We start from the raw sequence: 26,612 nt of genomic DNA, 5'->3' as shown, positions 1-26,612 counted from the left end.
CGGATCGATGATCCGCGCCGTTCCCTACGAAGCTGGAGAACCAGCTGGTCAGTACTTGCGCACGACCGGCGCCTGGTAGGCGATCGGAGCCGGAGCCGCGCAGCAATCGGGATCGCCGAAATTCCAGCGCATGCCGATCCGGAAATCGTGGCTGTCGATATCCTTGGCCTTGAGGGGGCGGGCGGTTTCCGAAAGGAAGGCGTTCCGGATGATACCCGACTGAGCGTCGCCGAGATTGAGGTAGCGATAGCCGAGTTCGAGCGTCAGATTCTTGTTCACCTCATAGCCGAGACCGGCCATGAGCGCCCAGGCAAGGCCCGATTTGGTGCCGGTGCCGGCCGTTCCCAGCGTCGACGAAACCGGCCCGAACGGCTCGTTGGCGAAGACGATGCCCTGGTCCGTCAGTCCGCTGATGCGGTTCTGCGCGACACCGATACCAGCGCCGATATAGGGCGTCAGGCAGTTCCAGGTGCCGAGATCGACATAGGCGTTGAACAGGGCCACCATCGAGGACAGGTTGCCCTTGTAGGTGTTGGTCTGGTTGCCATTGGCGAACGGATTGAAGAGCTTGTCGCTGACGCCGATCTGCGAGGCACCACGATACTCCCAGGTGCCATCGACACGGAACCAGTTATTGAAGCGATAGCCGATACCGACACCGCCGAAGAAGGCCGTCTCCTCGGTCTTCCCGAAGAACTGGCCGCCAAAGGCCTGGACGTCTTCCTGGTAGAATTTGTCGATCGACTGCACGCCCACCCCGACATCGCCGCGCAGATACCAGCCGGACCCGATCGTTCCGCGCAGGGCAACAGGCTCAGGCGGTGGAGGCAGCAGAGGGGCGAGGTCGGCAGCGGAAGCCACCACGGAGCCTCCGAAGGCCATGGCGCCCGCCAGTGCGAGAATTTTCAGGCTGCCCATGGCAGAGTCCCTCGAGTTTGCGCGACGCGATACGCAGCTCGCGCGTGTTACCGACGGGAAGGACCCTGGCACGAATTCCTTAAACGACGCTTAACCTTACCGCTTAACCACGAAATCTCGCGCCGATGAGCAAAGCCTGCGCATTCCAAAGATGGAATGCGCAGCGATCTGCCCGAGCTCCAGGATGATCTTTGGCCGAAAACGTACCGGCCGAATGCGTCAGGCAGCGGCCTTCGTCACTGCATCGACGATGTCGTCAACAGCGCGCATCACCAGGTCGCGGTCGTCGCCCTCGGCCATCACCCTGATCACCAGCTCGGTGCCCGATGGGCGGATGACGAGACGCCCGCTATCGCCGAGCATTTGCCTGGCGGCCTCGATCGCATTGACGACCGGCTTCTCCGTCAGCGGCTGGCCCTGCTTGTAGCGCACGTTCTTGAGGATCTGCGGCAGCGGCTCGAAGCAATGGCAGACTTCCGAAACCGGCTTGTCCATCCGCTTCACCACCGCAAGCAGCTGCAGCGCGGCCACGAGCCCGTCGCCGGTCGTCGCATAGTCGGAGAGGATGATGTGGCCGGATTGCTCGCCACCAAGATTGAAGCCGTTCGCGCGCATATGCTCGAGCACATAGCGGTCACCCACGGCGGTGCGCTCAAGGCTCAGCCCGAGGCCGGCGAGATAGCGCTCCAGCCCGAGATTGGACATCACGGTCGCGACGATGCCAGATGCCGAGAGACGGCCGTCCTCCTGCCAGCTGCGTGCGATCACCGCCATGAGCTGGTCGCCATCGACGGCATGTCCCTGCTCATCGATGATCAGCACGCGGTCGGCATCGCCATCGAGCGCGATGCCGATATCGGCACGCAGTTCCCGCACCTTCTGCGCCAACGCATCCGGCTTGGTCGAACCGACATCCTTGTTGATGTTGAAGCCGTCCGGGTCGACACCGATCGCGATAACCTCTGCCCCGAGCTCCCAGAGCGCCTCGGGCGCGACCTTGTAGGCCGCGCCATTGGCGCAGTCGACGACGATGCGCAGCCCATCGAGGCTCATGTTGCGCGGCAGAGTGCGTTTGGCGAATTCGATATAGCGCGCATGGGCACTGTCGATGCGCTTGGCACGGCCGAGCATCGCAGCCTCCGAAAGCTGCGTTCCGAGGTCGGAATCGATCAGCGAGGCGATCTCGCTCTCAACCTCGTCATTCAACTTGTAGCCGTCAGGGCCGAACAGCTTGATGCCGTTGTCCTCATAGGGGTTGTGCGAGGCCGAGATCATCACACCGAGATCAGCGCGCATCGAGCGCGTCAGCATCGCGACCGCCGGCGTCGGCATCGGACCGAGCTGCAGCACATCCATGCCGACCGAAGTGAAGCCGGCGATCAGCGCCGTCTCGATCATATAGCCCGAGAGTCGCGTGTCCTTGCCGATCACCACGCGGTGGCGGTACTCGCCACGCCGGAACGCGATACCGGTCGCCTGGCCGACCCTGAGCGCCAGATCGGGCGTGATCACGCCATTGGCGCGGCCGCGGATGCCGTCAGTTCCGAAGTATTTGCGCGTCATATCCGATCGATCCAGATGGCGGCCATGATGGGAGCTTCGCGGACAACCGGGGCGCGGTTGCAACCAGCCTGCTCCCGGCCTTGTTGAGTTCTTCTATAGCGGGACGAGCGTTCCGCCTTCTCACGTTTTATGACGAATTTTATCATGGGCGACGCGGCCAGAAGGAAGACGGAAACGATCGGGCTCTCGTCCGCACTCCATCACACGCGACGGCTCCGCCTCAACCCTTGATCGCAGGCAAAGAAAAAGGCGGCCAGCATGGCCGCCTTCATTTGCGAGGTCCGGCTCAGGCGGCTCAGACCAGCGGCTGCGGCTCCAGACCAGCGTCGGGCTCGCCGCGCTTGCGGCCACGGCCCGCACTCGGCACCGCCGAACCGCGCGGCGCCGACGGCGTATCGTCAGCATCACGGGACGGGCGCTTGCCGGCGATCAGGTCGCGGATCTCGTCGCCGGTCAGCGTCTCGAATTCGAGGAGCGCCTCGGCCACGTGGACGAATTCCTCATGATGTTCGTTGAGGATCTTCTTCGCATCCAGATAGCCCTGGTGAACGAGCTTGCGAACTTCGCTATCGATCTTCTGCGCAGTCGCCTCCGACACGCTCTGGGTACGCCCCATCGACATGCCGAGGAAAACCTCTTCCTGGTTATCGCCATAGGCGACCAGGCCGAGCTCATCGGAATAACCCATCTGGGTGACCATGGCCTTGGCCATCTTGGTCGCCTGCTGGATGTCACCGGTGGCTCCGGAGGTGATGTTCTCCTTGCCGAAGGTGATCTCCTCCGCAACGCGACCGCCCATGGCCACCGCGAGCTGCGAGGTGAACTCCTTGAACTTCATCGAATAGCGATCGCCCTCCGGCAGGAACTTGACCATGCCGAGCGCGCGGCCGCGCGGAATGATCGTCGCCTTGTGGACCGGGATGCCGGCCGGGACATACAAGCCCACGATGGCGTGGCCGGCCTCATGATAGGCGGTCAGCTTCTTCTCTTCCTCGGACATCGCCATGGATTTGCGCTCGGCGCCCATCATGACCTTGTCCTTGGCATCCTCGAACTCGGCATGGGTGACCATGCGCTTGCCGCGACGGGCCGCCAGCAGCGCCGCTTCGTTGACGAGGTTCATCAGATCGGCGCCCGAGAAGCCAGGCGTTCCGCGCGCCAGGATCTTGAGATCGACATCGGGAGCCATCGGCACCTTGCGGACATGCACGCGCAGGATCTTCTCGCGACCGGCGACATCGGGATTCGGCACGACGATCTGGCGATCGAAGCGACCGGGACGCAGCAGCGCCGGATCGAGCACGTCCGGGCGGTTCGTGGCGGCGATGATAATCACACCCTCATTCGCCTCGAAGCCGTCCATCTCGACGAGCAGCTGGTTCAGGGTCTGCTCGCGCTCGTCATTGCCGCCGCCGAGACCGGCGCCGCGGTGACGACCGACCGCATCGATTTCGTCGATGAAGATGATGCAGGGCGCGTTCTTCTTGGCCTGCTCGAACATGTCGCGCACGCGGCTCGCGCCGACGCCGACGAACATCTCGACGAAATCAGAACCCGAGATCGTGAAGAACGGCACATTGGCTTCGCCGGCGACGGCACGCGCCGTCAGCGTCTTGCCGGTGCCGGGCGGACCGACGAGCAACACGCCGCGCGGGATGCGCCCGCCGAGCCGCTGGAACTTCTGGGGATCGCGCAGGAACTCGACGATCTCCTGCAGATCTTCCTTGGCCTCGTCGATACCAGCGACATCCTCGAAGGTGACGCGGCCATGCGCCTCGGTCAGCAGCTTGGCCTTGGACTTGCCGAAGCCCATGGCGCGACCGGCACCATTCTGCATCTGCCGGGACATGAAGATCCACAGGCCGATGAAGATGACGAAGGGCAATGAATTGACGAGCAGCGCCATGAACCATGGCGTGCCCTCCGACGGAGCACGCGCCGAGACCTGGACCCCCTTCTGCGCCAGCGTCTTCAGTAGAGCCGGATCGCCATAGGGAGCGTAGGTCACGAAGCTGCGGCCGTCCGAAAACGTGCCCGAAATCTCCTGACCTGCCACCACGACATTGGAAATCCGCCCGGCTTCGCTCTCGTTGATGAGCTGGCTATAGGGGATTTCATTGGTGCTGGTGCGTTGGCTCGGGCTCTGGAACAGCGTCACGAGCGCCAAAACCAGCAGGAAAATCACCACCCAGAGGGCAAAATTACGGAAGTTCGGATTCATTCTCTGTCCGATCGGGCCGCCCGGTCCAACCGGAGAAGGCCAAGGGTTTCAGGCGTTAATCTAGGAGCGGCAAAGCCCCTTGCCAAGGGAAACAGCAGATTCGAACCAGGCTCATCGCGACGCAGGGTGAACGCCCCGTCTGCGCGGCGGTTCCGGCGTCAGCGTCAGGACACCGTCCCGATCGAGCGCGAGTACACACCCCGATAGTGTCCGCGTCATGGCCGTGCCCCGCCCCGCCGCCTCCAAAAGCGTGAATACGCACCCTTCCAGCCGCTCGAGCCGCGACAGTTCTGCATTCGATCCAGGCACCAGGGCGAGCGCCTCGGCCACAACCCGCAGGGCAATTTCCTCGGGAAGATCGACCAGGGCGCCGAAACGCAGCCGCGTCACTCCCGTCCCCTCCCCTGCCAATGTAAGCGACGGCAGCAGCAGGGCGACCTGGTGCTCTATCGCCGCATCCATGCGCGCCAGCCTCGCGGCCAGAACCGTCAGACGTTCGGCTGTCAGCCCCTCGTCGGCAAGTATCGGCATCAGGGTCCGCCAACGCGCGCGCTCAAAACGCGGATCGGCATTGCTCGGGTCACGAATGTAGGAAAGTCCCCTCGCCTCGGCAGTCGCGATGAGACGCGCTTTCGGCACGGCAAGCAGCGGACGTGCCAACACTGTGCCATTCTTGCGCACCCTGGCTCGCATGCCGGCGAGCCCGCTTGGCCCGGAACCACGCGCCATCCGCATCATCATTGTCTCGGCCTGGTCGTCGAGCGTGTGCGCCGTGACCAGCACTGCGCCACCGAGAGCCTCCGCATGTGCCGCCAGCAAGGCGTAGCGCGCCTCTCGCGCCCGCTGCTGGATGCCGGTCGCAGGTTTCGGCCCTGCCCAACGCAGGATCACATGGGGAACTCTCAGCCCGGAGCAGAGCGCGCCGACGGCTTCAGCTTCGCTCGAGGACGCCTCGCGCAGGCCGTGATCGACCGTCGCCGCATGAAGCGCGGGCCGATTGGGCTGCTGCGACCAATCTTGCAACAGGGAAAGCAGGGCAACGGAATCAGGTCCGCCCGAGACCGCAATCAGCAGGCGCGCCTCACCCGCGAGCCCGGCGAAGAGCGCAACCGCCTCGCCGGCTGAAACCGGAAGATGCTCAGGATCGCTGGAAGCGAGCGCGCTCAAGCGCAGCGAGCGCGGCGCCGTTCGCGCTCGACACCCTGCCGCACGGCATTGGAGGCGGACGGATAGTCGACGCCGACCTTGGCATAGGTTGCGCAGGCCTGGTCGCGCGCGCCAAGCCCATTCAGCGACATGCCGAGCTTGAGCAGGCTGTCGGCGCCCTTGCCGGCGCGCGGGTAGTCACGCGAGATCTTCAGGAATTGCTCGGCTGCCTCGCGATAGCGCTGGCGCTGAAAATAGCTCTCGCCGAGCCAGAAGGTGGCATCGGCGGCAAGGCGATCACGCGGATAGCTCTGCAGGAATTGGCGAAAGCCCATTTCGGCCTGTTCGTATTCCTTGCGCAGGACATAGGCATAGGCCGTGTCATAGCTGTCCTTGGGGCTCGGCGCCGCACCCGTCGCTGCAACGCTCGGTCCGCCACGCGGTCCGCCCTGCGGGAGCGCACCCTGCGGAACCTGTCGGCCGACGCCCTGAAGATCGAGCGGTCCCTGGCCACCACCGCCCGCGCCGGCGAATTCGTCCTCGATGATGCCTTCCATGCTGCCGAGCTGGCGCGGCGCCCCCGAGCCACCCGGGTGCGCGGAGGGATCGAAGGCATCATTCCGACGCGGACGCCCCGGCTGCGTCGCCGGCGGCTGGGCAGCCGGCCCCGGCGCGGCGCCGCCCGGGCGAGCGCCACCGCCACCGCGTTCGTTCAGGCGGAAATCGACATCCTCCTGGAACTTGCGGAGCTGCTCGGTGAGCCGGCGGTTCTCGAATTGCAACTGCTCGATCTGGCCGGAGAGGGCTCGGACCTGGTTTTCCAGGCGCCCGGTGCGCACGGTCAGCTCGGCTGCATCCTGCGCCGCAGCCGGCAACGCAGCCCATGCAATGGCCCCGAAGGCGACAGCAGCCAGCAGTCGCGCCCGGCTGGGTAGAAAGGCAAATTCTCGAACCATCATGAAGACCGGACTGTTTCTCTCAAGTGACGGGTTATCACACGCTGTCACCGCGGCCAAAATATGAAAAGGCCGGCACTTCCGCAGGGAAAGTGCCGGCCTCGATAGATTTCAGAAAGCCGGATGCTCAGACGCCGCCGGCACCATCGAGCACGGTCACGGACCGGCGATTCTGCGACCAGCAGGAAATGTCGTTGCAGACGGCCACCGGGCGCTCCTTGCCGTAGGAGATCGTGCGCATCCTGTTGGCCTGGATGCCGCGCGAGGTCAGATAGTCGCGCACCGTCTGGGCGCGGCGAGCGCCAAGCGAATAGTTGTATTCGCGGGTGCCGCGCTCGTCGGCATGGCCCTCGACGGTGAAGGTGTAGCGCGGGTAGCGCTGCAGCCAGGAGGACTGCTTGTCGAGGGTCGAAACGGCCGTCGGCGTCAGATCGGTCGAGTCGGTCTCGAAGAAAACGCGGTCACCGACATTCACGACGAAGTCCTGGGCGCTGCCCGGGGTGGCCGCGCCGCCGGCGCCAAAGCCGGCTTCGGCATTCTGGTCCTTGGCGCAGGCGCCCAGTGCGAGCGTGGCGGCGATGGCGGCGGCAAAACGGGCAGTGCGCGGGCTGGCGAGCGAGGCAAGCAGCATGTTGATTCTCCAGGCGGGTCTAGGTTCCGCAATCAGAAAGTCTGAAACTCAGACACATCAATGATGTGTCAACCTAAACGAGACCTTGCCAAATCAAGGCGAAGTGGCGTCATTGCGGCGTATGGTTAACCAATTGCAGCGAAATGCAGCATTCTCCGCGCTGTTGCGCGACAGCAACAGATTGCCGTCTCAGCGCGCCGTCGTCAGCAGCGGCGACCAGCTCGGATCCGAGGCGAAAGCCGGTGTCGGCACCGGCACTTCGACCCGGCCCGTGATATCGACCATGTAGAGCTTGCCGCCGGATTGCCCGCCCGGATCACGGAAGAACATGATGTACTGGCCGTTCGGCGCCCAGTTCGGTGCTTCGTTGTGGAAGCCTTCGGTCAGAATGCGCTCGCCCGAGCCGTCCGGCCGCATCACGCCGATCGCGAATCCGCCACCGCCCTGGCGCGTGAAGGCGATCAGGTCGCCGCGCGGCGACCATGACGGCTGCGAATAGGAGCCCTGGCCGAAGGAGATGCGTTTGCCCTCCCCGCCGCCGAGCGCCATCACATAAAGCTGCTGCGAACCGCCGCGATCGCTCTCGAACACCATCTGGGTGCCGTCGGGCGAGAAGGAGGGCGAGGTATCGATTGCGCCGGTCGAAGTCAGCCGCGTCGTCGTGCGCGAGCCGATATCGATCATGTAGAGATTTGCGTTGCCACCCTGCTGCAGGCTGAGCGCGATCTTCGCACCGTTCGGCGAGAAGCGCGGGCTCGAGGTCATGTCGGGGAAATTGCCGACAACCTGACGCTGACCGGTCTCGATGTTCAGCACATGCACGCGCGGCTGCTCGCCGGTGCGCTGCGCCATATAGGCGACTTCCTGCGCCACTGGCGAGTAGCGCGGGGTCACGACCGAGACCTCGCCATTGGTCAGGAAGCGCACATTGGCGCCGTCCTGGTCCATGATGGCGAGCCGCTTGCGCCGGTTTTCCTTCGTCCCTGATTCGTCGACGAAGACGACGCGGGTATCGAAGAAGCCGCCGACGCCCGTGACCTTCGTGAAGATCGCGTCCGAGATGATATGCCCGACCCGCCGGCTGTTGTTCGGGTCGGTGAAATATTGCTGCCCGTCGATCTGCTCGCCAGTGACGACGTCCCAGAGCCGGAACTCGGCACGAAGGCGACCACCGTCGCGCGAGACGCGGCCCGTCACCAACCCCTGCACACCGGCGGCCTTCCAGGCCTCGAACTGCGGCACCGCATCGAAGGCTGGATTCTTGTCGGGGTGGCGCGACTTGTCGATCGGCTGGAAATAGCCGGAACGCTTGAGATTGTTGGTGATCACGCCGGACACCATCACGCCGGCCTCGCCGCCGAAATCAGCGATCGCGATCGGCATCGGCTGGAACGTACCCTTGCGCAGGTCGATCACCAGTTCCGCGCGCGCAGCCGCCGGAACCAGCAGCGGCAAGGACATGGCCGATCCGGCAAGGGTCAGCGCATGGCGGCGCGTCAGCCCGGAACGGGTCTGGCCGGCGCCCTTGATCATGGAGTTGCGAAACATGGGGGTCACAGCACGTCCCTAGCGTCGAAGTTGACGACGACATCACGCCAGTCGTCATAGTAAGCGGCAAATTGAGCAGGAATGCGCAGGGGCGCGCAACGGCGGGTCGCCGTCAGGGCCGAATCGGCCGCGACGCGGAACAGCGGATCGGACGAGGTATTGATCACACCCGGCTGGCCCGCGAGCGATCCGTCGGTATTCAGCTTCATCCGTACCGAAGGCACGACTGCGCCCTTCGCGTTCGCGAGCCCGATCGGCACGTTCCAGCACTTCAGAAGCTGGTCCTGAATGATCCCGACAAGCTGCGCGCGAAGCGAGGGGCTGAGCTTTTGCGACGAGCCGCGCTCGGTGCCTAGCGACGCGGTGCGGTTCACCTGCGGCGCGGACGAGCCTGAGGACTGAGCCGGCTCCTTCGATTGCAGAAGCTTGGCGATATCGGTCGGGTTGAAGTTCTTCGCGATCTCCGCCTCACGCTTGGCCTTGGCCTCGGCTTCGGCCTTTGCCTTGGCGGCGGCGGCGATCTTGGCCTTGGCCTCCGCTTCGGCCTTTGCCTTGGCTTCCGCCTCTGCCTTTTCCTTGGCCGCCTCGGCAGCGGCCGCCTTGGCCTGCGCTTCCGCCTTGGCCTTGGCGACAGCCTCGGCCCTGGCCTGCGCATCAGCTTCGGCCTTCGCCTTGGCGGCGGCCTTGGCATCCTCTTCGGCCTGCTTCGCCTTGGAGGCCAGTTCAGCTTCCTCGGCGAGCTTGGCGAGTTCCTCGCGGCGCAGATCCGGCTTTGGCTCAGCCGGAGCCTCTGCCTTCTGCGGTGGCTGCTTTGCCGGCTCCGGCGGCTTGGGCTCCGGCTTCGGGGGCTGCAGCGCAGGGCGGGCTGGCGGCATCGGCGCCGAAGCGTTGTCGTCCGCGGTCTTCAATTCGGCGGGCCGCGTCGGTGGCGCAGGGGTGTCCTGCTTGGCCTCGCCGGCCTCCTTGCGCTCGACCGTCTCCGACTGGCGCTCGGCGCGCTGGACCGGCTGTTCCTGCACCTTCTCGGCCTTGCGCTCGCCACGCGTGACCTGGTTCAGGGCACTCGGATCGACCATCTCGACGGCGATCGCCTCTTCGTTCTCCGGCAGGGGGTTCGGCGACGAGAACGCCAGCAGCCCCGCGACGAGAAACGTCACGTGGCCGAGAGCGGAGAGCGCGATTCCCGGTTCGGAGGTGGAGAGCTTCACGGCTGGAAATACCTCGCCTTCACGTCGTCAGCGCGTCGCGGGCTCGGTAACGAGCGCCACACGCTTGAACCCGGCCGACGTGATCGTCGACATCACCGAGGCGACGCGCCCGTAATCGACCTGACGGTCGCCGCGCACATAGATGCGCTCGTCGAAGCCCTGCTTGGCGAGGCCATGCAGTTTCGTCACCAGGTCGGGCTCCAGCGTCGGCTGGTCCTGGAGGAAGATCTGGCCCTTGCTGTCGATGGCAATGGTGATCGGCTTCTGGTCGACATTGATCGGCTTCGCCCCGGTCTGTGGCAGATCGAGCGGAACGCCGGTCGCGATCAGGGGCGCGGCCACCATGAAGATGATCAGCAACACCAGCATGACGTCGATGAACGGCGTCATGTTGATCTCGGCGATCGCGCTGTGGCGGCGGCCTCGCCGGCCCCGCCTGCCTCCGGCCTTGGCACCGGTCGCTGCTGACATGCCCATCGTGCAGCCCCTTACGCCGCCAGCCGCTCGTCGATCTGCCGCGACAGGATCGCGGAGAACTCGTCGGCAAAGGCTTCGAGGCGGTTCTGGGCCTTGGCCACTTCGGCCTGCAGCTTGTTATAGGCCATCAGGGCCGGAATTGCGGCGAACAGGCCGATCGCGGTGGCGAAGAGCGCCTCGGCGATACCGGGCGCCACCACGGCAAGGGAGGAATTCTTGGAGACCGCAATGGCGGTGAAGGAATTCATGATGCCCCAGACGGTGCCGAACAGCCCGATAAAGGGGGCGGCCGAGGCAATGGTCGAGAGCACGAGCAGCTTCGATTCCAGCCGCTCGGTTTCGCGCTGAATGGTGACGTCGAGAACCTTGTCGATACGTGCCGAAAGGCTGGCGACTGAGCGCCCGCCATTCTCGAAGGAGCGCTTCCACTCCCGCATCGCCGCGACGAAGACGGCCGCCATATCATTGACCGGCTTGCTCGCGAGATCGCGATACAACTCTTCCAGCGACCGACCGGACCAGAACACCTCCTCGAAGGCATCCATATCGCGGCGGGTGCGGCGATAGAGTAGCGTCTTGTCGATGATGATCGACCAGCACCACACAGAGGCGCCGAGCAGGCCCATCATGACCAGCTTGACGACGATATGGGCGTGCCAGAACAGCGTCCAGAACGACATGTCGATCTGTGGCGCAGCCTGCGCAACCTCGGCGGGGTTCATACTGTCATCCTTTCAGACGGTCAGCGCGATCGAGCGCTGCTGATCCAATCTCCCGCCGACCAAATCGATGACCGAGGCCACGAATACCTCGCGCCACCACCGAATTTGCGAACTGGGGAACATGCCGTTCCTGTCAATTGCCTTTGAATCCGGCGAAAGATGGGCGCATCCGGGGTTTTCTTCATCAGCGACTCGTGCTGGTCGAGTTAAGCACCCAGCAAGGTTAATGCCGGGTTGACAGCGAAACGAATCGAACGCCGCGCCGCTGCTGCGGGCTCTGGAGCGGCGCGAGCGGATGCGCTGGGTCCCTCTGCGCGCGGAGCATCCTCAAAGCAAGATGGCCCGCCTCGTTGCCGAGGCGGGCCATCTCTGGCGTCAGGTTTCAGGGGGACGCGTCAGGCCGCATCCTGGTCCGGTTGGCTGCTGGGCCGGCGATCGGCCATGAACTGGTCGAACTCGGCCTTGTCCTTGGCCATGCGCAGGCGCCCCAGGAAGTCCTGGAACTCGCGCTGCTCGTCTTCGAGCCTGCGCAGGGTTTCTGCGCGGTACTCGTCGAAAGCATGGTTGCCGCTGGACGGCGGACCGCCCCAACGACCCCAGCCGCCGCCATTACCGCCGCGTTCCCCCATGCGCTCCCGCATCCGATCCATCTTCTCCTGAAGACGGCTCATCCGGTGCTCGAACCGGTTTCCACCGGCATATCCGCAAGACATGCGTCCACTCCCCCACATGAAGGCCAGGGTCGCAAGACCGAGCGGCCACCACACGATGAAGCCCAGCACCGCAAAGGCGAACCAGGCCCCTCTTCCATATTCATCAAGCCTCGCAACGATCGGCATCGATCCCTCGCGATATCAGTGAGTGTGTATGTTAGTCACATACACATTATGGGAACGCCCCCGACGGGTGTCAAGCGGCGGAGGCCGATTTCAATTCCCGGGTGCCGAGAGGCCGAGCCCCTGCAGATAGATCAGCATATTGGCTTCCAGCAATTCGGCCGCCGACATCGGCAGCGAGCGACGGCCGGCATCGGCCCGCCCGAACAGGGCCGCCACGCCATGCGACATTGCCCAGACATGCAGCGCCATCATCAGCGCCGGCGGTCGGCGACCGGCGGGCAGGGTCGCGATCAGGGCCTCGCAGGCCGCGCGCAGCATCTGGAAGGAACGATCCGCTGCAAGACGCAATTCCGGGCTGGCATCGAGCGGTACGCCAGCCTCGAACATCGCGGAATAATAGGCCGGCTGCTCATGAGCGAAGGCGATATAGGTCTGGCCCAGTCGCTGGAATGCGGCCCATGCATTGGGTTTACCCTCGTTCCAGGCGCGCGACTGCGCCGCCTCGAAGGCCTGGAAGCCCCGCGTCGCGACATCGGCCATCAGTTCGACCTTGTCGCGATAATGCCGGTAGGGCGCCGTCGGGCTGACCCCGGCCAGCCGTGCGGCTTCGGCAACGGTGAAGCCGTTCGCCCCCTTCTCTGTGATCAGCTCAAGCGCCGCCTTCACCAGCTCCTCCTTGAGGTTGCCGTGGTGATAGCCTCGTCGCTCCGAATCCGGCCGCCGTCCGATCATGTAAGGAGCGCTAACATAGCAGGCGAATGGCGTCGACGGTGTTTGCCGCCCATCACGCCTCGAGCCCCAGCCGGTGGCGCAGCGTGTCGGGAATACGCCGGGCCCGACCGCCGCCGACGCAGGCGACCTTGACCTCGGCGGTGATCAGAACCTCCTCGCCACGCAGCACGCGCTGGGAAACATCCATCGTCGCACCGCGCGCAGCCGTCGCCACGGTCTCGACGGTCAGCATGTCGTCCATCACGGCGGGCTTGAGGAAATCGATCGTCATGCGGCGCACTGCGAAACCCAATGCCGCATCCCCGTCGAACAGCTCGCGCTGTTCGACACCGAGCGCGCGGATCAGTTCGGTGCGGCCGCGCTCCATGAATCGCAGATAGGAGGCGTGGTAGACGACGCCGGAGAAATCGGTGTCTTCGTAATAGACCCGGACGGGAAGCTGGTGGATGGCGCTCATATCGCTGCGGGATTTCCGTGATGATGTTTCCCGACCTTTAGACCGGGCACGACAGCCGGAACAACCATCGCGCCTTGAAGGCGCGGCGCTATCGGGAACCTGCCGGTCTCGCTAGGGTTGGTTGGTCGACAGCCTCATAAGGAGAATTGGCATGGCCCTTTCGCTCAAGGCAATCGAGCGCCTCCTCGACAAATCAGAATTCCAGCTCTTTGCCCGTACCCGTCGCAGCACGATCGGCGCGGCAAGTGATGCTGACTTGCAGGACCTCGCCAAGCAGATCCGTGAACGTCGCGACCGGGCTCGCGGCATTGCGCGGCAGCAAAGGCGCGAGATGCGCCGCAAGGCCGAGCCGCAGGGCGCCCGCCCCGCCTCTGACAACAGCGGCACCAAGGCCAAGGCCGACGCCCTCACCGCGGCGCTGAAGCGCGTCGGTGCCGAGCGGACGCGTCGCACCGAGAAGCTGCACGCTCCGAGCCAGCGCAGCCTCGCCCGCAAGGCGCTGGTGCTGAAGCAGCGCCAGGCTGCCGCCAAGCAGCAGCCTGCGAGCCGGCAGGCCGGCAAGGGCATGAAGTCCGTGCCAAGCAGCAAGGCAGGGAAATCCGGCGCGCTCGACCATGCTGGCCAGCGCTCCGCCATGCACCGATCGAAATTTGCACGCTAGCAGCAGGCCTCAGCGCGTGCAGGGCTTCTTCATGAAGGAGCCGCACTCATAGGGTTGCGACAGCGCCTCGCGGATGCTGTCGCTGCCGGTGCCGATATCGTCGATCCGCCAGGCGCCGCCTTCGTCGATCATCCGGAACGCCACCTTCACAGGCTTTCCGAGGCTCTGGAAGCTGGCCGTGACAAGCGCCCGTCCGCCCTCCGGCTTCCCGGTCACCACAATGCGCAGGTTCTTGACCTCGCCGTCCTGACCGCTGAGGAAGGGATCAGCGCCGATATTGCCCATCTCGCCGCTTTCATCCTGATAGAGGTCGTCGCGGGCGAAGAGCGCGGCGAGGCTTTTGCTCAACAGCGTGTCGCGATGCGGCGGCCGCCAGGCAGGTGGTGCGGCCTTGGGGCCAGTGCTGGCAAGACTGCGGATCGTGGCGGCATAGGCCTGCTTGACCGTAGCCTCGGGCGTAGCCTCCGCCGCGGTGGCCCATTGCGCGGTAAAACCCGCAACCGCCGTGACGAAGACGGCGACCAGAAGGTTCCTCAGCATTCCCAGCATCACTCGTCCTCGGCCTCGTCCCCGAACAACCCGAATTGCGCCGTCTCGCGGCTCGGCTCCGGCATGCCGAGATGTCGGAACGCATGCGGCGTCAGCAGGCGCCCACGCGGCGTGCGCTGAATGAAGCCCTGCTGCAGCAGGAAGGGCTCGATGATCTCCTCGATCGCGTCGCGTGGCTCCGAGAGCGACGCGGCGATGGTCTCGATCCCGACCGGGCCGCCGCCGAAATTGATCGCAACGGTGGTGAGGTAGCGCCGGTCCATCTGGTCGAGGCCGATGCCGTCGACATCGAGCAGCTGCAGCGCCCTATCGGCGACCGAGCGGGTGATCACCGGGTCGCCATCGACGATGGCGAAGTCACGCACGCGCCGGAGCAGCCGGCCGGCGATGCGCGGTGTCCCGCGGGACCGGCGGGCAACCTCGTTGGCACCGTCATCCGACATGCCGATGCCGAGCACGCGGGCGCCGCGCGCAACGATGCCCTGCAACTCCTCGACCGTGTAGAATTGCAGGCGGATCGGAATGCCGAAACGGTCGCGCAGCGGCGTCGTCAGCAAGCCGGCGCGCGTGGTCGCGCCGACCAGCGTGAACTTGGGCAGGTCGATCTTGACCGAGCGCGCCGCCGGCCCCTCGCCGATGATCAGGTCGAGCTGGTAATCCTCCATCGCCGGATAGAGGATTTCTTCGACCGCCGGGTTGAGACGATGGATCTCGTCGATGAAGAGCACGTCGCGCTCTTCGAGATTGGTCAGCTGCGCCGCGAGATCGCCCGCCTTGGCAATGACCGGCCCCGAGGTCGAGCGGAAATTGACGCCGAGCTCACGGGCCACGATCTGCGCCAGCGTCGTCTTGCCGAGGCCCGGCGGGCCGACGAAGAGCACATGGTCGAGCGCATCGCCCCGCGCGCGCGCCGCATTGATGAAGACCTGGAGATTGGCGCGCGCCGCCGCCTGACCGGTGAAATCGGACAGCGACAGCGGCCGCAGCGAGGTTTCGCTGTCGTCGTCGCGACGGTCGGCCGTCACGAGGCGGCGGGGTTCACTCACAGTTCAATCTCCAGCTCCAGCGCGTCATGCACCGGGATGTCCCTGTAGCCGGTCTTGATAATCGCCGGAATCACGGACCGATAATGATCGATTGCCTCGGGATAGAGGCCCGACAGGCGAAAGCCCTGGCGCTGATAGAAGGTCAGCCCGGGCATGTTGTCATTGGTCAGCATCGCCTTGAGCTTCTTGGCACCCGCAGCCCGGGCGGCAGCCTTGACCGCAGCCAGCATCCGAACTGCCACGCCCTCTCCCGGCCGCAGCGAATGCAGCGCGCAGAGATAGGCGGTCTCGTCGCGTCGCGTCCAGCTCGCCAGCGCCGCCGTCTGCCCCGCAGGCGTGAACAGGCCGAGAGCATCGATCTCGGCGACGTCGTAGGTGTGCAGGTCGATCATCATCTTATGCGAGCCCCAGACCACCAGCATCAGCTGCAGCAGCTCGCTCTTATCCTCGACTGCGCGGACGATCAGGGCGTCGGCATTGCTCACTTCGCCAGTTCCTTGAGGCCCAGCTTGATCAGCTGTGCCGTCCCGGCCCCCTCGCCGGCCGCTTTCGAGGCCGCGGCCACCGCCGCCACCGCCTGCGCCTGCGGATAGCCGAGATTGGACAGGGCAGAGATCGCGTCCGCCACCGCTTGCGGCAGTTTCCTGTCCTCCAGTGCACCCGCGAGCTGCACCACGCCGGGATCGATATGGCCGAAGGCGGGCGCCTTGTCCTTGAGCTCGGCGCAGAGCCGCTGCGCCAGCTTCGGACCGACCCCGGGGGAACGCGCCACAGCCGCCTTGTCGTTGGTCGCGATCGCCGTCGCCAGCGCGCCGGGCTCCAGCGTCGAGAGAATGGCGAGCGCCACCTTGGCGCCGACGCCCTGTACCACCTGCATCAGCCGGAACCAGTCGCGTTCGACGTCGGACAGGAAGCCATAGAGCCGGATCGCGTCCTCGCGGACATGGGTCTCGATCGCCAGTGCCGCCGCCTCGCCGGGTTTTGGCAGGCGCTGCAAGGTGCGCGACGAGCATTGCACGACATAGCCGACGCCCTGCACGTCGAGGATCACGAAATCCTCGCCATAGGAATCGATCAGCCCCTTGAGCTTGCCGATCATCAGAGGCTCCGTCGCATGTGCATATCCAAGCTGTAGCGCCTCACGAGGCTGCGCGCATCTGCGCGACCAGCGCCCTCATGCCGCGATGCTGTGAATGGCAGATCGCCACGGCGAGCGCGTCCGCCGCATCCGCAGATTTTGTCTCGGCCTTCGGCAGCAACACACGGATCATCGCCTGGACCTGCTTCTTGTCGGCATGGCCGACGCCGACCACCGTCTTCTTGACGAGATTGGCCGCGTATTCGGCAACGCTGAGGCCGGCGATCGCCGGCACGACCAGTGCAATGCCGCGCGCCTGGCCAAGCTTCAGCGCCGATTGCGGGTCGCGGTTCACGAAGGTCTCCTCGACCGCGACCTCGTCGGGGTCGAAGGAACCGATCACCCGCGCAATGCCGTCATGCAATTGCTTCAGGCGCTCTGAAAGCGGGCTCGCTCCGTCGCTTTCGACGCAGCCGCAGGCAACGAAGGAGAGTTTCGTCCCCTCGCTGGTGATGATGCCCCAGCCGGTCTTCCTGAGACCGGGATCGAGACCGAGAATCCGAATCGCGTGTGCCATGCCCGCACACTAGTCTGGACACGGTTTGTACTCCATTACCGTGGTCCTGCTGAGGAGCGCCGCCGGAATGGCAAGGCGCGCGACCCGGCATGGCCTGCCCTCTATGCGCTGCGCACAGCTTGACCCTATGCTTCGACGATTGCGATCTTTCGGCGAAAGACCCGGACGTTTTTAGTGATCCAGAAGATGTCAGCGCAGTAATCCAGGGAAATACATCATGAGAACGTCGCTCTTCGTCTCTCTCGCTGCCTCGCTTGCCCTGTTGCTGCCACAGCTGGCGCCGACGGCACACGCGCAAGCTCCTAGCCCTGCCGAAGCCCGCGCCATAGCCAAGGAAGCGACGATCTACGGCTTCCCGCTCGTCGATAATTACCGGATTCAGCATTCGTATTTCGTCGATCGCAACAGCCCGGAGTTCAAGGCTCCCTGGAACACGCTCGTCAACAATGCGCGGGTCTACACCCCGGCCGACACAGCGATCCAGACGCCCAACTCGGACACGCCCTATTCCTATGTCGGCGCCGATCTGCGCGCCGAGCCGCTGGTGTTCACGGTGCCAGCGGTCGAGAAGGGACGGTATTATTCACTTCAGTTCATCGACCAGTACACTTTCAACTTCGCCTATGTCGGCAGCCGCGCCACGGGCAACGGCGCCGGGAGCTATCTCCTGGCCGGGCCCGGGTGGAAAGGTGAGAAGCCAGCCGGGATCAAGTCGGTGATCCGCGCCGAGACGGATTTCGCTTTCGTTCTGTATCGGACGCAACTCTTCAACCCCGGCGACATTGAAAAGGTGAAGGCCATACAGGCTGGTTACAAGGTCCTGCCACTCTCGCAGTTCCTGGGAAGGCCGGCGCCGGTGCCGCCACCCAATGTCAATTTCATCAAGCCGCTCACGACTGAGCAGGAGCGCAACTCGCCCGAGTTCTTCAACGTCCTGAGCTTCATCCTGCAGTTCAGCCCGACAAACCCGTCGGAAAGGGCGCTGAGGGCGCGCTTTGCGAAGATCGGAGTCGGTGCTGGCAAATCGATCGACCTTGCTTCGCTCTCACCCGAGTCGCGCCAGGCGCTGCAAGACGGCATGACCGACGCCTGGAAGACTTTCGCAGACTACAAGGAAACGCAGCTCGATACCGGCAAGCGAACCAGCGCCGACGGCTTCGGCACGCGCGCCTTCCTCAAGAACGACTACATGGCGCGGATGTCGGGAGCTGCACTCGGGATCTACGGGAACTCCAAGCAGGAGGCGCTCTATCCCGTCTATTTCATCGATTCCGCCAAACAGAAACTGAGCGGCGCCCAGCGCTACACCCTGCGCTTTGCCCCGGGGCAGCTGCCGCCAGTCAACGCCTTCTGGTCGTTGACCATGTACGAGTTGCCGGCGAGCCTGCTCTACGCCAATCCGCTCAACCGCTATCTGATCAATTCGCCGATGCTCGCCGGCTTGAAGCGCGACCCGGACGGCGGAATCACGATCTACGTGCAGAATGAGTCCCCGGGGAAGGAGCGGGAAGCCAACTGGCTGCCCACCCCGAAGGGGCCGTTCTTCGCCGCGATGCGGCTGTACTGGCCGAAGCCGGCGGCGCTGAACGGCAAATGGAAGGCCCCACCGCTGCAGCAGGCAAACTGACCGAAGGATTTTGAATCATGAACACCAGGCTCACGATCCTCGCTTGGCTAGCGACACTGGCCGCATGTGGCGGCGCAGCGGCACAAGTGCCTTCAACAGCTTCGGTCCCAGTCGGCGCGGATAACTTCATCCGCGCCGAGTCCGACCTCTACATGAGCAACATGGTCAAGGACGGTAGTCTCGGGACGTTTCTGCATCGCCGCGAACCGGCTTCGATCGACAACCAGACGGTCATCCGTCTCAATCGCGACACGCTCTATTCGGCCGCCGTCTTCGATCTCGATGCCGGCCCGGTCACGATCACGCTGCCGGATGCCGGCAAGCGCTTCATGTCGATGCAGGTGGTCAGCGAGGACCATTATGTACCGGCGGTCTATTACGGCGCTGGCAGTCACACCCTGACCAGGGCGGATGTCGGCACGCGCTATGCGGTGGTCGGCATCCGCACCTTGGTCGACCCCGCCGACCCGAAGGACGTTCACCAGGTCCACGCCTTGCAGGATGCGATCAAGGCCAGCCAGAAGGGACCAGGCAAGTTCGAAGTGCCGAACTGGGATCCGGCAAGCCAGAAGAAGGTGCGCGACGCGCTGCTCGTGCTCGGCTCGACGATCCCGGACTTCAAGAAGGCGTTCGGCACGAAGAAGGAGGTCAACCCCATTCGCCACCTGATCGGGACCGCGACGGGCTGGGGCGGCAATCCCGACAAGGACGCCATCTATCTCAACGTCACGCCAAGCAGGAATGACGGAACCACCATCTACAAGCTCACCGTCAAGGATGTGCCCGTCAACGGCTTCTGGTCGGTCAGCCTCTACAACGCCGAGGGCTATTACGAGAAGAACCAGTACGATGCCTATACGATCAACAACATCACGGCGAAGAGGAGCGATGGCGGCGCGATCGCCATCCAGTTCGGCGGTTGCGACGGCAAGATCCCCAACTGCCTGCCGACCATGAAGGGGTGGAACTACACCGTACGGCTCTACCGCCCGCGCGCCGAGATCCTGGGCGACAAATGGAAATTCCCCGAGCCGGTGGCAGTAAACTGACAAGGGCGAGGCGAGCACGCGCAGTTGCGCGCGTGCTCGCACGGCATCGATGACGTCCGCATATCGATGCCATCACAAGGAAAGGGTTGATCCCGCCGGGACTTGGGTGATGGTGGGTTGCCCCGCCTGCCTTACCTCCCCGGACCGATGACCGACCTGCTTTCCGCGTTGTTTCCCAGCCTCACCCTCTCGGGGATAGCCACCCTTCTCGGCGCAACGCTGCTCGGCGGATTGGTCCGCGGCTTCACCGGCTTCGGCTTCGCCATGGTCTTCATGCCCCTGGCGAGCCTGGTGCTGGGTCCGGTCGCGGCGCTGGGCCTGATCTGGGTCATTGATCTGCCCTTCGCCCTGCCGATCGCCGCCCGCTCGGCCAAGCGTGCCGAATGGAGCGAGGTCATCCCCCTGCTGATCGCCGCGACGCTGACGCTGCCGCTCGGGCTCTGGCTGCTGACCTGGCTCGAGCCCAGGACGATGCGCTGGATCGTCGCCGTGCTCGTTCTGGCCGCGGTGACGCTGATGGCCTCGGGCTGGCGCTATCACGGCAAGCCGGGCATCCCGCTCTCGCTCGGCGTCGGTTCGCTGTCGGGCCTGTTCAACGGCCTCTCCAGCATCGGCGGCATGCCGCTGGCCGTGTTCTGGCTCGGTGCCCAGCGCAATGACCGGCATAAGGCCCGCGCCAACCTCCAGACCTATTTCGGCCTGTCGACCGTGGTCAGCGGTGTCCTGCTCTGGCTGAAGAGCATCATCACGACCGCATCGCTTGCGATGGCGCTGCCGTTGTTTGCGATCTACGGCGCCGGTCTCTGGGTCGGCACGCATGCTTTCCGGATCGCCTCCGAAGGGACGTTCCGGCGCATCGCCTATCTCGTCATCTTCCTCAGCGCGCTGATCAGCCTGCCGCTATGGGATGGAATGCTGGGGCGTTGAACACCCGTCTTCGCCTTCGCAGGCGAGCAGCCATGTCTTGCCCCACGCGATGAAGGAGCAGGCGTCACGGCCGGGACAAGCCCGACCATGATTGTCAGGATGCGTTGGCGCCTTACGAGCCGAGCTTCGCCATGATCTCGTCGGCGATCTCGAAATTGGCGAAGACGTTCTGCACGTCGTCGTCATTGTCGAGCGCCTCCATCAGCCGCATCATCGAGGCGGCTTTCTCCTCGTCGAGCGGCGCAGTCGTCGTCGGGCGCCAGACGGGCTTGGCCGAAGCCGGCGCGCCGAGCGAGGCTTCGAGCGCCTTGGAGACTTCGTTCAGCGCATCGAAGCCGCACAGGATGGTGTGCCCGTTCTCGTCGCTGACGACATCGTCGGCGCCGGCCTCGATCGCCGCTTCCATGACCTTGTCGGCATCGCCGGCCTCCGGCGGGTAGGTGACCTCGCCGACGCGGTTGAACATGAAGGAGACGGAGTTGCTTTCGCCGAGAGCTCCACCCGCCTTGGTGAAGTAGGAGCGGACGGCCGAAGCGGTGCGGTTGCGGTTATCGGTCAGCGCCTCGACGATGACGGCGGCACCGCCCGGGCCATAGCCCTCGTAGCGCACTTCGTCATAGTTCTCGCCTTCATTGCCGGCCGCCTTCTTGATGGCGCGCTCGATATTGTCCTTCGGCATGTTTTCGGCACGCGCGGCGAGCACGGCCATGCGCAGGCGCGGATTCATGTTGGGGTCGGGCATGCCCATCTTGGCCGCGACGGTGATTTCGCGTCCGAGCCGCGAGAACAGCTTGGACCGCACCGCGTCCTGCTTGCCCTTGCGGTGCATGATGTTCTTGAATTGGGAATGCCCGGCCATCGAGGTCAGCCTCTTTTGTCACTGTGGACCTGCCAAGGCGGACCAAACTGGGCCCAGCGAGGCAATCCGCGCCTTATAAGCGGGGCTTTTGCCGGCAGGCAAGCCGCCGGCCCGCCCTGAATGACGATGCTCCTACTGCGTTTCCACGGCAGAAGCGCGGCGAGAGCAGCGTTAAGCCAATCTTTGCCGAACTGGGTCAGGGTCACTTCAAATCAGTCCCTCCTGCCAGATTGCAGCTCTCCCGACCTCATGAAATCCGTGTCCAGCATAGCCATCGCCGAACAGGACATGCGCTTCCGCGCGTTCCAGATCGGCGCCGACGATCTTGCCCTGCTGCGCCTGCAATCCGCCTTCGCCAAGGCGAGACTGCCGGGGTTGCTGCAGGAACTGCACGTCGAATTCGATCGCTGGCCGGAAACCGGCCGCGCACTGAAAACGCCCGAGGTTCATGAACTCAGGCTGGCGCATTGGATCAGGCTGGCCTCGGGCGACCTCGGGGATGGCTACCTCGAATCCGCCCGCAGCCTCGCCGCGGCCTTCTATCGTCACGGTGTTCCAGTCTACGCGGTCGCGATCTGCCACACCATCGTCTCCAACGCGATCGGCGCCGAGCTTGGTGTCGACCGCGACGGTCTCCAGAAGCTGAACGGCTTCTGGCAACATAAGCGCTTCGTCCGGGGCATTGCCATGCGGGCCGCGCTCAACAAGGCCGTACAACTGGACCTCGAATTGCTGCTCGAGACCTATGCCGACGTGCAGCGCGAAAGCCGTGAGCGCACGCGCGCCGAGATCGAGGCCTTCGAGGTCACGGTTCGCGGCGTGGTCGACACGGTCAACACCGGCGCCACCCGCGTCGAGACCATGGCGCGCGCCGTCAGCAACGTCGTGCAGGATACCGGCACGCAGGCCATTGTCGCCGCACAAGCCTCCGATGAAGCCTCGGCAAATGTCCAGAACGTCGCCAGCGCGGCCGAAGAGCTCTCAATCTCGCTGAACGATGTCTCGTCCGAAATCTCGCGCGCGGCGAACATGGCCCATGACGCCAATGCGGCCGCGATGAAGACCGACATCATCGTCAAGAGCCTGGCACATTCGGCCGAAACCATCGGCGCCGTGGTCGAGATGATCAAGACGATCGCCGCCCAGACCAACATGCTCGCGCTTAACGCCACGATCGAGGCCGCGCGCGCCGGCGAGAGCGGGCGCGGCTTTGCCGTCGTCGCAAATGAGGTCAAGCAGCTTTCGGCCCGCACGGCCCAGGCAACCGACGAGATCGCGGCACAGGTCCCGGCGATGCAGGCGGCGACGCGCGAAGCCGTCGCGGCAATCGAGAGCATCGTCGCCTTCGTCACGCAGATGGAACAGACGACGGTGACGATCGCGGGCTCGATCGACGAGCAGCGCGCCGCAACGCAGGAAATTGCCCGCAGCGTCAACCTGGCCGCGCTCGGAACGCAGGAAGTCGCGCAGGCCGCCAGCGGGGTCAGCGAGATGGCGCAGACGGCCGGCGCCAATGTCTCGGATGTCCTGGGCGTCGCGGAAAATCTGGCGAAGCAAGCCTCGTCGCTTACCTCCGCCTTCGAGAACCTCGCCCGTCAGGGCCGCACTGTCTGAACGGTTCAGGGCGGGGTGATCAGCCCCGCTCCCACGCCTCCGGCATGGCTTCGCTCAGATGCGGCCCCAGCCTGACAGCCCAGACCGCCCGGGCCAGCCCCGTTGCGTCGTCGATATCGACCGCTACGCCGGACAGCGTCCCGGGACCGGACGCAGGTTCGAGCCTCGCGCCGGGAACCTTCTGCAGGAAGCGGCGAACCGGCTCCTCCCGGTGCATGCCCAGAACGGAATCATAGTCTCCGCACATGCCCGCATCGGACTGGTAGGCGGTGCCGCCAGGCAGGATGCGCGTATCGGCGGTCGGGGCGTGGGTATGGGTGCCGACCACGAGACTGGCGCGGCCATCGACGAAATAGGCCATGGCCTGCTTCTCGCTGGTCGCCTCGGCATGGACATCGATGATGACGGCGTCGGCGACCTCGCGCAGCGGACAGGCCGCGAGTTCGCGTTCGACCGCGGCAAAGGGGTCATCGAGCGGGTCCATGAACAACCGCCCCATCACATTGACGACCAGCACGCGTGCGCCGTTGCGCGCCTCGATCACGGTCGCGCCGCGGCCCGGCGTTCCCGGCGGATAATTGGCGGGGCGGACCAGGGCCGGCTGGCGCTCGATGAACACCAGCGCCTCGCGCTGATCCCAGGAATGGTTGCCGAGCGTCACGGCATCGGCCCCGGCGGCCAGAAACTCGTCGCAGATCGCCTCGGTGATGCCGAAGCCGCCGGCAGAGTTCTCGCCATTGATCACGACGCAGTCGAGCTTCCAGCGCTCACGCAGGCCGGGCAGGCGCTCCTGAACCGCAATGCGACCGGGGCGACCGACGACGTCGCCGAGGAAGAGAAAACGCATGACGGGAACCCTGAACGAAGAAGGAGCGCTTCACTGACGCGAACGCGAACGCGAATCAACCGCAGCGGATGGATTCGCGCTCGGTCACGATCCAGTCGAGCTTGCGGTCATGGGGCTCATCGGGAACAGCCGCGATCTCCTGCGCGCCATAGGCGAGGCCGATCGCAGTGACCGCCCCGAGCTCGGTGAGCGTGCGGTCGTAATAGCCCTTGCCATAGCCGATGCGGTAACCGCGGCGATCGAAGGCCGCGAGCGGCACAAGCAGGATGCTCGGCCTTGCCTGCGGCTGTTGCGGCTCAGGCACCAGCGTACCGAAGCCGCCGGGCACGATCGGTTCCCACGGCGCCCAGCTCCGGAAAATCATCGCGCCATTCACGATGGCCGGCAGGCAGAGCGGCACGCCCTGTGCGTGCAGGGCTTCCAGAACCGGCCGGGGGTCGGCCTCGGAGCGCATCGGCCAATAGGCCGAGACGGTCCCGCCTCCAGCCAGCGCCGGCAGCGCCAGGACGCCGGCGACGATCGCCTGATCCCATTCGAGCCGGTCATCGATCTCAAGCGCGTCACGGCGCGAGAGCGCCTCGATCCGCAACTCGCTCTTGCCGCGGAGCGGCGTCGTTTGAAGGTCAGTGCGCATGGGGAAAGTGCGGAGCCACCTTGGCCGTGGAGTTTTCGATCCCGGGACACCTACTAAGTAGGTGGGCGCCATATGTCTGGGTCCAGGGACCCAGTCAGGGACAGCTCCCGAGGAGATCGTATGGGCCCGGGAATACATACTCTCACGCACCGGGCAGCCCCGCCAGAGCTATGTAGGATGCTCGCCGGCAAAGCGCCAGTGGCGAGTTGCAGCCGACGCACAGGATGCAGGCTCACGCCGCGATCAACTGTCGCACGTCTCTCGCGAGCCGCTGCAGCGCCGCCTCGAACGGCAGCAGGTCGGTGTCGATGATCAGGTCGCTGAAGGGACGCTCAGCATAGCCTTCATGCAGCATGACGCGGATGCGCTCACGCTCCTCCTTGTCGAATGCGCGACCGCGTGCTGCCGATGTGATGCCGGTATAGGAGGCACGCAGGCTGACGAAGAAGGGACGAACGCCGGCATCCGCGAAATGACGCTTGTAAAAGATCCAGGTGCTGCACCCCAGCGGATAGGCAATCACGACGACTGGCTGAACCGCGAGGATCTCGAGGCCGGTCCTGACCACGGATCGGCTCGTCTGCAGGATTGAGCCATACCAGGGCAGATCCGGATCGGAATGGTCGTCACCGTCGATGAAGCCGCCACCGAGCTCCGCGGCGAGGCCCTTGCCGAGTGTCGTCTTGCCCGCGCCGATCGGGCCGCTCAGGAAAATCGCATAATGCTGCATCGGCGCTGTTTCACCGAGAGAACGCCTCCGGGCAAGCGGCCCCCCGTGGATCGGCTGCCAGGCTGCCCGCACCCGTCCGTGCTGGATCACGCGGTCGGTCAGATGGGGATAGGCGATGCCGTCGCAGGAGGTTTCAGCCGACCGGACTTGGGATCAGGCTGCGCGCCACGCTTTCGATACGCTCTGCCGCAGTGACCAGCGCTTCTGCGGCGCGCTCCTCGACCTCGCCCAGGCGCTGATCGGCCGAGCCGGCATCGCCGCGCACGGCGGCGAGCATGTTCTCCAGCGTCGCGACGCGTTCCTTGAGCTCCGACACCTCGTCGGCGACCATCAGCGCGGCCATCACATGCAGACGCATGTCGCCGATCTCGCCAAAAGCCTGGCGCATTTCATCGATCTTGCCGTCATAGAGATTGGCGAGCCCTTCGAGATGGGCTTCCTCGCCGTCGCCGCAGGCCATGCGATAGGCCTTGCCCGCGATCGTGACATTCACCTGCGGCATCACGCCCTCCGTATTCAGTGCTCGCGCGCCTCGGCGCGGGCGATCACGTCGCCCACCGCCCCCAACGCCTTTTCCAGCCTGCGTTCGACGTCGCCCGCCGCGGTTTCGACCTGGCCGACGCGCGCGATCGCGCCATCGAGCTCCGCTGCGAGCCGGGCCCTGTCGTCCTGCATCAACGTCAGCTCGGTTTCGAGATTGGCCCGTCCGCGCTCCGCCTCGATGCGTCGGCGCGCAGCCGCCTCGAGTTGCGCGAGTGCGCTATCGAGTCGCGCAAGCGCATTGTCCAGCATCAGGCTCGCCACGGTCGTCTCCTCCCTTTCAGTTCGAAGCCGGCTCCATGATTCGCGAGCCTAAAGCAGGATGTGAGCAAGTGGGAAACGCTTTCGGGCAGATATTCGCAGCTCTCAACTGTGATAGCAGCCCCCTGATGAATTGACTCCGGGAGAGCGGGCATCCTATCGAGCACCCGCACGAAAACGATGCCCCGAAAGCCT

Annotated in this window: 29 protein-coding genes and 1 other RNA gene; 5 read left to right on the top strand and 25 right to left on the bottom strand. The window is 65.0% G+C overall.

Features of this window, described 5'->3' with window-relative positions; translation table 11 throughout:
• Positions 1–48: 48 nt before the first annotated feature.
• The 13 genes from BIWAKO_RS15555 to ybgC all read right to left on the bottom strand — a co-directional run bounded on the left by BIWAKO_RS15555 (position 49) and on the right by ybgC (position 13,418).
• The gene (locus BIWAKO_RS15555) at positions 49–918 is read right to left on the bottom strand and encodes an outer membrane protein (RefSeq protein ID WP_084651440.1); all 870 of its coding nucleotides are present in this window, start codon (positions 916–918) and stop codon (positions 49–51) included.
• Between the two features lie 219 nt (positions 919–1,137).
• Positions 1,138–2,481, bottom strand: a complete 1,344-nt coding sequence (gene glmM, locus BIWAKO_RS15550; RefSeq protein ID WP_069879429.1) for a phosphoglucosamine mutase — start codon at positions 2,479–2,481, stop codon at positions 1,138–1,140.
• 295 nt (positions 2,482–2,776) lie between these two features.
• Positions 2,777–4,702 (bottom strand): ATP-dependent zinc metalloprotease FtsH, encoded by a 1,926-nt coding sequence (gene ftsH / locus BIWAKO_RS15545; RefSeq protein WP_069879428.1) that lies wholly within the window; start codon positions 4,700–4,702, stop codon positions 2,777–2,779.
• Positions 4,703–4,813: 111 nt separating this feature from the next.
• Entirely contained in the window at positions 4,814–5,869 is a 1,056-nt protein-coding gene (tilS, locus tag BIWAKO_RS15540; protein WP_176733331.1) for a tRNA lysidine(34) synthetase TilS, read from the bottom strand.
• Positions 5,866–6,807 carry a tol-pal system protein YbgF gene (gene ybgF / locus BIWAKO_RS15535; protein ID WP_244523455.1) on the bottom strand — a complete coding sequence of 314 codons (942 nt, stop codon included), beginning with the start codon at positions 6,805–6,807 and terminating at the stop codon, positions 5,866–5,868. The genes tilS and ybgF overlap by 4 nt, the downstream gene beginning before the upstream one ends.
• Positions 6,808–6,931: 124 nt before the next feature.
• Positions 6,932–7,435: a peptidoglycan-associated lipoprotein Pal gene (gene pal / locus BIWAKO_RS15530; RefSeq protein WP_069879425.1), complete on the bottom strand. Its 504-nt coding sequence runs from the start codon at positions 7,433–7,435 to the stop codon at positions 6,932–6,934.
• 189 nt (positions 7,436–7,624) lie between these two features.
• Positions 7,625–8,968 carry a Tol-Pal system beta propeller repeat protein TolB gene (tolB, locus tag BIWAKO_RS15525; RefSeq protein WP_069879424.1) on the bottom strand — a complete coding sequence of 448 codons (1,344 nt, stop codon included), beginning with the start codon at positions 8,966–8,968 and terminating at the stop codon, positions 7,625–7,627.
• Between the two features lie 20 nt (positions 8,969–8,988).
• The gene (gene tolA / locus BIWAKO_RS15520) at positions 8,989–10,191 is read right to left on the bottom strand and encodes a cell envelope integrity protein TolA (RefSeq protein ID WP_069879423.1); all 1,203 of its coding nucleotides are present in this window, start codon (positions 10,189–10,191) and stop codon (positions 8,989–8,991) included.
• A 27-nt stretch (positions 10,192–10,218) separates the two neighbouring features.
• Positions 10,219–10,668: a protein TolR gene (tolR, locus tag BIWAKO_RS15515; RefSeq protein WP_069879422.1), complete on the bottom strand. Its 450-nt coding sequence runs from the start codon at positions 10,666–10,668 to the stop codon at positions 10,219–10,221.
• Between the two features lie 11 nt (positions 10,669–10,679).
• The gene (tolQ, locus tag BIWAKO_RS15510) at positions 10,680–11,390 is read right to left on the bottom strand and encodes a protein TolQ (protein WP_043238377.1); all 711 of its coding nucleotides are present in this window, start codon (positions 11,388–11,390) and stop codon (positions 10,680–10,682) included.
• Between the two features lie 395 nt (positions 11,391–11,785).
• Positions 11,786–12,229, bottom strand: coding sequence for a DUF2852 domain-containing protein (locus BIWAKO_RS15505; RefSeq protein WP_069879421.1), 444 nt, complete (start codon positions 12,227–12,229; stop codon positions 11,786–11,788).
• 90 nt (positions 12,230–12,319) lie between these two features.
• Positions 12,320–12,961, bottom strand: coding sequence for a TetR/AcrR family transcriptional regulator (locus BIWAKO_RS15500; RefSeq protein ID WP_069879420.1), 642 nt, complete (start codon positions 12,959–12,961; stop codon positions 12,320–12,322).
• Positions 12,962–13,013: 52 nt separating this feature from the next.
• The gene (gene ybgC, locus BIWAKO_RS15495) at positions 13,014–13,418 is read right to left on the bottom strand and encodes a tol-pal system-associated acyl-CoA thioesterase (protein ID WP_069879419.1); all 405 of its coding nucleotides are present in this window, start codon (positions 13,416–13,418) and stop codon (positions 13,014–13,016) included.
• A 151-nt stretch (positions 13,419–13,569) separates the two neighbouring features.
• Here ybgC and BIWAKO_RS15490 point away from each other — a divergent pair, with 151 nt between their 5' ends.
• Positions 13,570–14,079 carry a hypothetical protein gene (locus BIWAKO_RS15490; RefSeq protein WP_069879418.1) on the top strand — a complete coding sequence of 170 codons (510 nt, stop codon included), beginning with the start codon at positions 13,570–13,572 and terminating at the stop codon, positions 14,077–14,079.
• A 9-nt stretch (positions 14,080–14,088) separates the two neighbouring features.
• Here the strand turns inward: BIWAKO_RS15490 and BIWAKO_RS15485 are convergent, their stop codons facing one another.
• The 5 genes from BIWAKO_RS15485 to ruvC are packed head-to-tail and all read right to left on the bottom strand — an operon-like array spanning position 14,089 to position 17,329.
• The gene (locus BIWAKO_RS15485; protein ID WP_176733330.1) at positions 14,089–14,619 is read right to left on the bottom strand and encodes a DUF3828 domain-containing protein; all 531 of its coding nucleotides are present in this window, start codon (positions 14,617–14,619) and stop codon (positions 14,089–14,091) included.
• An 8-nt stretch (positions 14,620–14,627) separates the two neighbouring features.
• Positions 14,628–15,674, bottom strand: a complete 1,047-nt coding sequence (gene ruvB, locus BIWAKO_RS15480) for a Holliday junction branch migration DNA helicase RuvB (RefSeq protein ID WP_069879416.1) — start codon at positions 15,672–15,674, stop codon at positions 14,628–14,630.
• Complete coding sequence (locus tag BIWAKO_RS15475; RefSeq protein WP_069879415.1) at positions 15,671–16,159, bottom strand: hypothetical protein; 489 nt, start codon at positions 16,157–16,159, stop codon at positions 15,671–15,673. The genes ruvB and BIWAKO_RS15475 overlap by 4 nt, the downstream gene beginning before the upstream one ends.
• Positions 16,156–16,773: a Holliday junction branch migration protein RuvA gene (gene ruvA, locus BIWAKO_RS15470; RefSeq protein ID WP_069879414.1), complete on the bottom strand. Its 618-nt coding sequence runs from the start codon at positions 16,771–16,773 to the stop codon at positions 16,156–16,158. The genes BIWAKO_RS15475 and ruvA overlap by 4 nt, the downstream gene beginning before the upstream one ends.
• A 40-nt stretch (positions 16,774–16,813) precedes the next feature.
• Positions 16,814–17,329 (bottom strand): crossover junction endodeoxyribonuclease RuvC, encoded by a 516-nt coding sequence (ruvC, locus tag BIWAKO_RS15465; protein ID WP_069879413.1) that lies wholly within the window; start codon positions 17,327–17,329, stop codon positions 16,814–16,816.
• A 217-nt stretch (positions 17,330–17,546) separates the two neighbouring features.
• On the opposite strand from ruvC, the gene BIWAKO_RS15460 reads away from it, so the two are divergent.
• From BIWAKO_RS15460 to BIWAKO_RS15450, 3 genes are all read left to right on the top strand, one after another.
• Positions 17,547–18,956 carry a DUF1254 domain-containing protein gene (locus BIWAKO_RS15460; RefSeq protein ID WP_069879412.1) on the top strand — a complete coding sequence of 470 codons (1,410 nt, stop codon included), beginning with the start codon at positions 17,547–17,549 and terminating at the stop codon, positions 18,954–18,956.
• A 17-nt stretch (positions 18,957–18,973) separates the two neighbouring features.
• Complete coding sequence (locus tag BIWAKO_RS15455) at positions 18,974–20,005, top strand: DUF1254 domain-containing protein (protein ID WP_069879411.1); 1,032 nt, start codon at positions 18,974–18,976, stop codon at positions 20,003–20,005.
• 117 nt (positions 20,006–20,122) lie between these two features.
• Entirely contained in the window at positions 20,123–20,932 is an 810-nt protein-coding gene (locus tag BIWAKO_RS15450; protein ID WP_176733329.1) for a sulfite exporter TauE/SafE family protein, read from the top strand.
• 112 nt (positions 20,933–21,044) lie between these two features.
• Here the strand turns inward: BIWAKO_RS15450 and BIWAKO_RS15445 are convergent, their stop codons facing one another.
• Complete coding sequence (locus BIWAKO_RS15445; RefSeq protein ID WP_069879409.1) at positions 21,045–21,791, bottom strand: YebC/PmpR family DNA-binding transcriptional regulator; 747 nt, start codon at positions 21,789–21,791, stop codon at positions 21,045–21,047.
• A gap of 249 nt (positions 21,792–22,040) precedes the next feature.
• On the opposite strand from BIWAKO_RS15445, the gene BIWAKO_RS15440 reads away from it, so the two are divergent.
• A complete protein-coding gene (locus tag BIWAKO_RS15440) occupies positions 22,041–23,405 on the top strand; it encodes a globin-coupled sensor protein (RefSeq protein WP_069879408.1) in 1,365 nt (454 codons plus the stop codon).
• Positions 23,406–23,424: 19 nt separating this feature from the next.
• Here the strand turns inward: BIWAKO_RS15440 and BIWAKO_RS15435 are convergent, their stop codons facing one another.
• The 6 genes from BIWAKO_RS15435 to BIWAKO_RS15410 form a co-directional block, all read right to left on the bottom strand.
• Positions 23,425–24,252, bottom strand: coding sequence for a TIGR00282 family metallophosphoesterase (locus BIWAKO_RS15435; protein ID WP_069879407.1), 828 nt, complete (start codon positions 24,250–24,252; stop codon positions 23,425–23,427).
• A gap of 55 nt (positions 24,253–24,307) precedes the next feature.
• The gene (locus BIWAKO_RS15430) at positions 24,308–24,886 is read right to left on the bottom strand and encodes a 5-formyltetrahydrofolate cyclo-ligase (protein ID WP_069879406.1); all 579 of its coding nucleotides are present in this window, start codon (positions 24,884–24,886) and stop codon (positions 24,308–24,310) included.
• 8 nt (positions 24,887–24,894) lie between these two features.
• Positions 24,895–25,049: non-coding RNA, 6S RNA (ssrS, locus tag BIWAKO_RS15425), on the bottom strand.
• 69 nt (positions 25,050–25,118) lie between these two features.
• The gene (locus tag BIWAKO_RS15420) at positions 25,119–25,616 is read right to left on the bottom strand and encodes an AAA family ATPase (protein ID WP_069879405.1); all 498 of its coding nucleotides are present in this window, start codon (positions 25,614–25,616) and stop codon (positions 25,119–25,121) included.
• Positions 25,617–25,749: 133 nt separating this feature from the next.
• Positions 25,750–26,118 carry a cell division protein ZapA gene (locus tag BIWAKO_RS15415; protein WP_069879404.1) on the bottom strand — a complete coding sequence of 123 codons (369 nt, stop codon included), beginning with the start codon at positions 26,116–26,118 and terminating at the stop codon, positions 25,750–25,752.
• Between the two features lie 14 nt (positions 26,119–26,132).
• Positions 26,133–26,420 (bottom strand): DUF4164 family protein, encoded by a 288-nt coding sequence (locus tag BIWAKO_RS15410; RefSeq protein ID WP_371331978.1) that lies wholly within the window; start codon positions 26,418–26,420, stop codon positions 26,133–26,135.
• Positions 26,421–26,612 lie beyond the last annotated feature (192 nt).

It is taken from the genome of Bosea sp. BIWAKO-01, from assembly GCF_001748145.1.
Taxonomy (GTDB): Bacteria; Pseudomonadota; Alphaproteobacteria; order Rhizobiales; family Beijerinckiaceae; genus Allobosea.
Note: the sequence above shows the minus strand (reverse complement) of the source record. Positions and strands in the feature narration are given on the sequence as shown.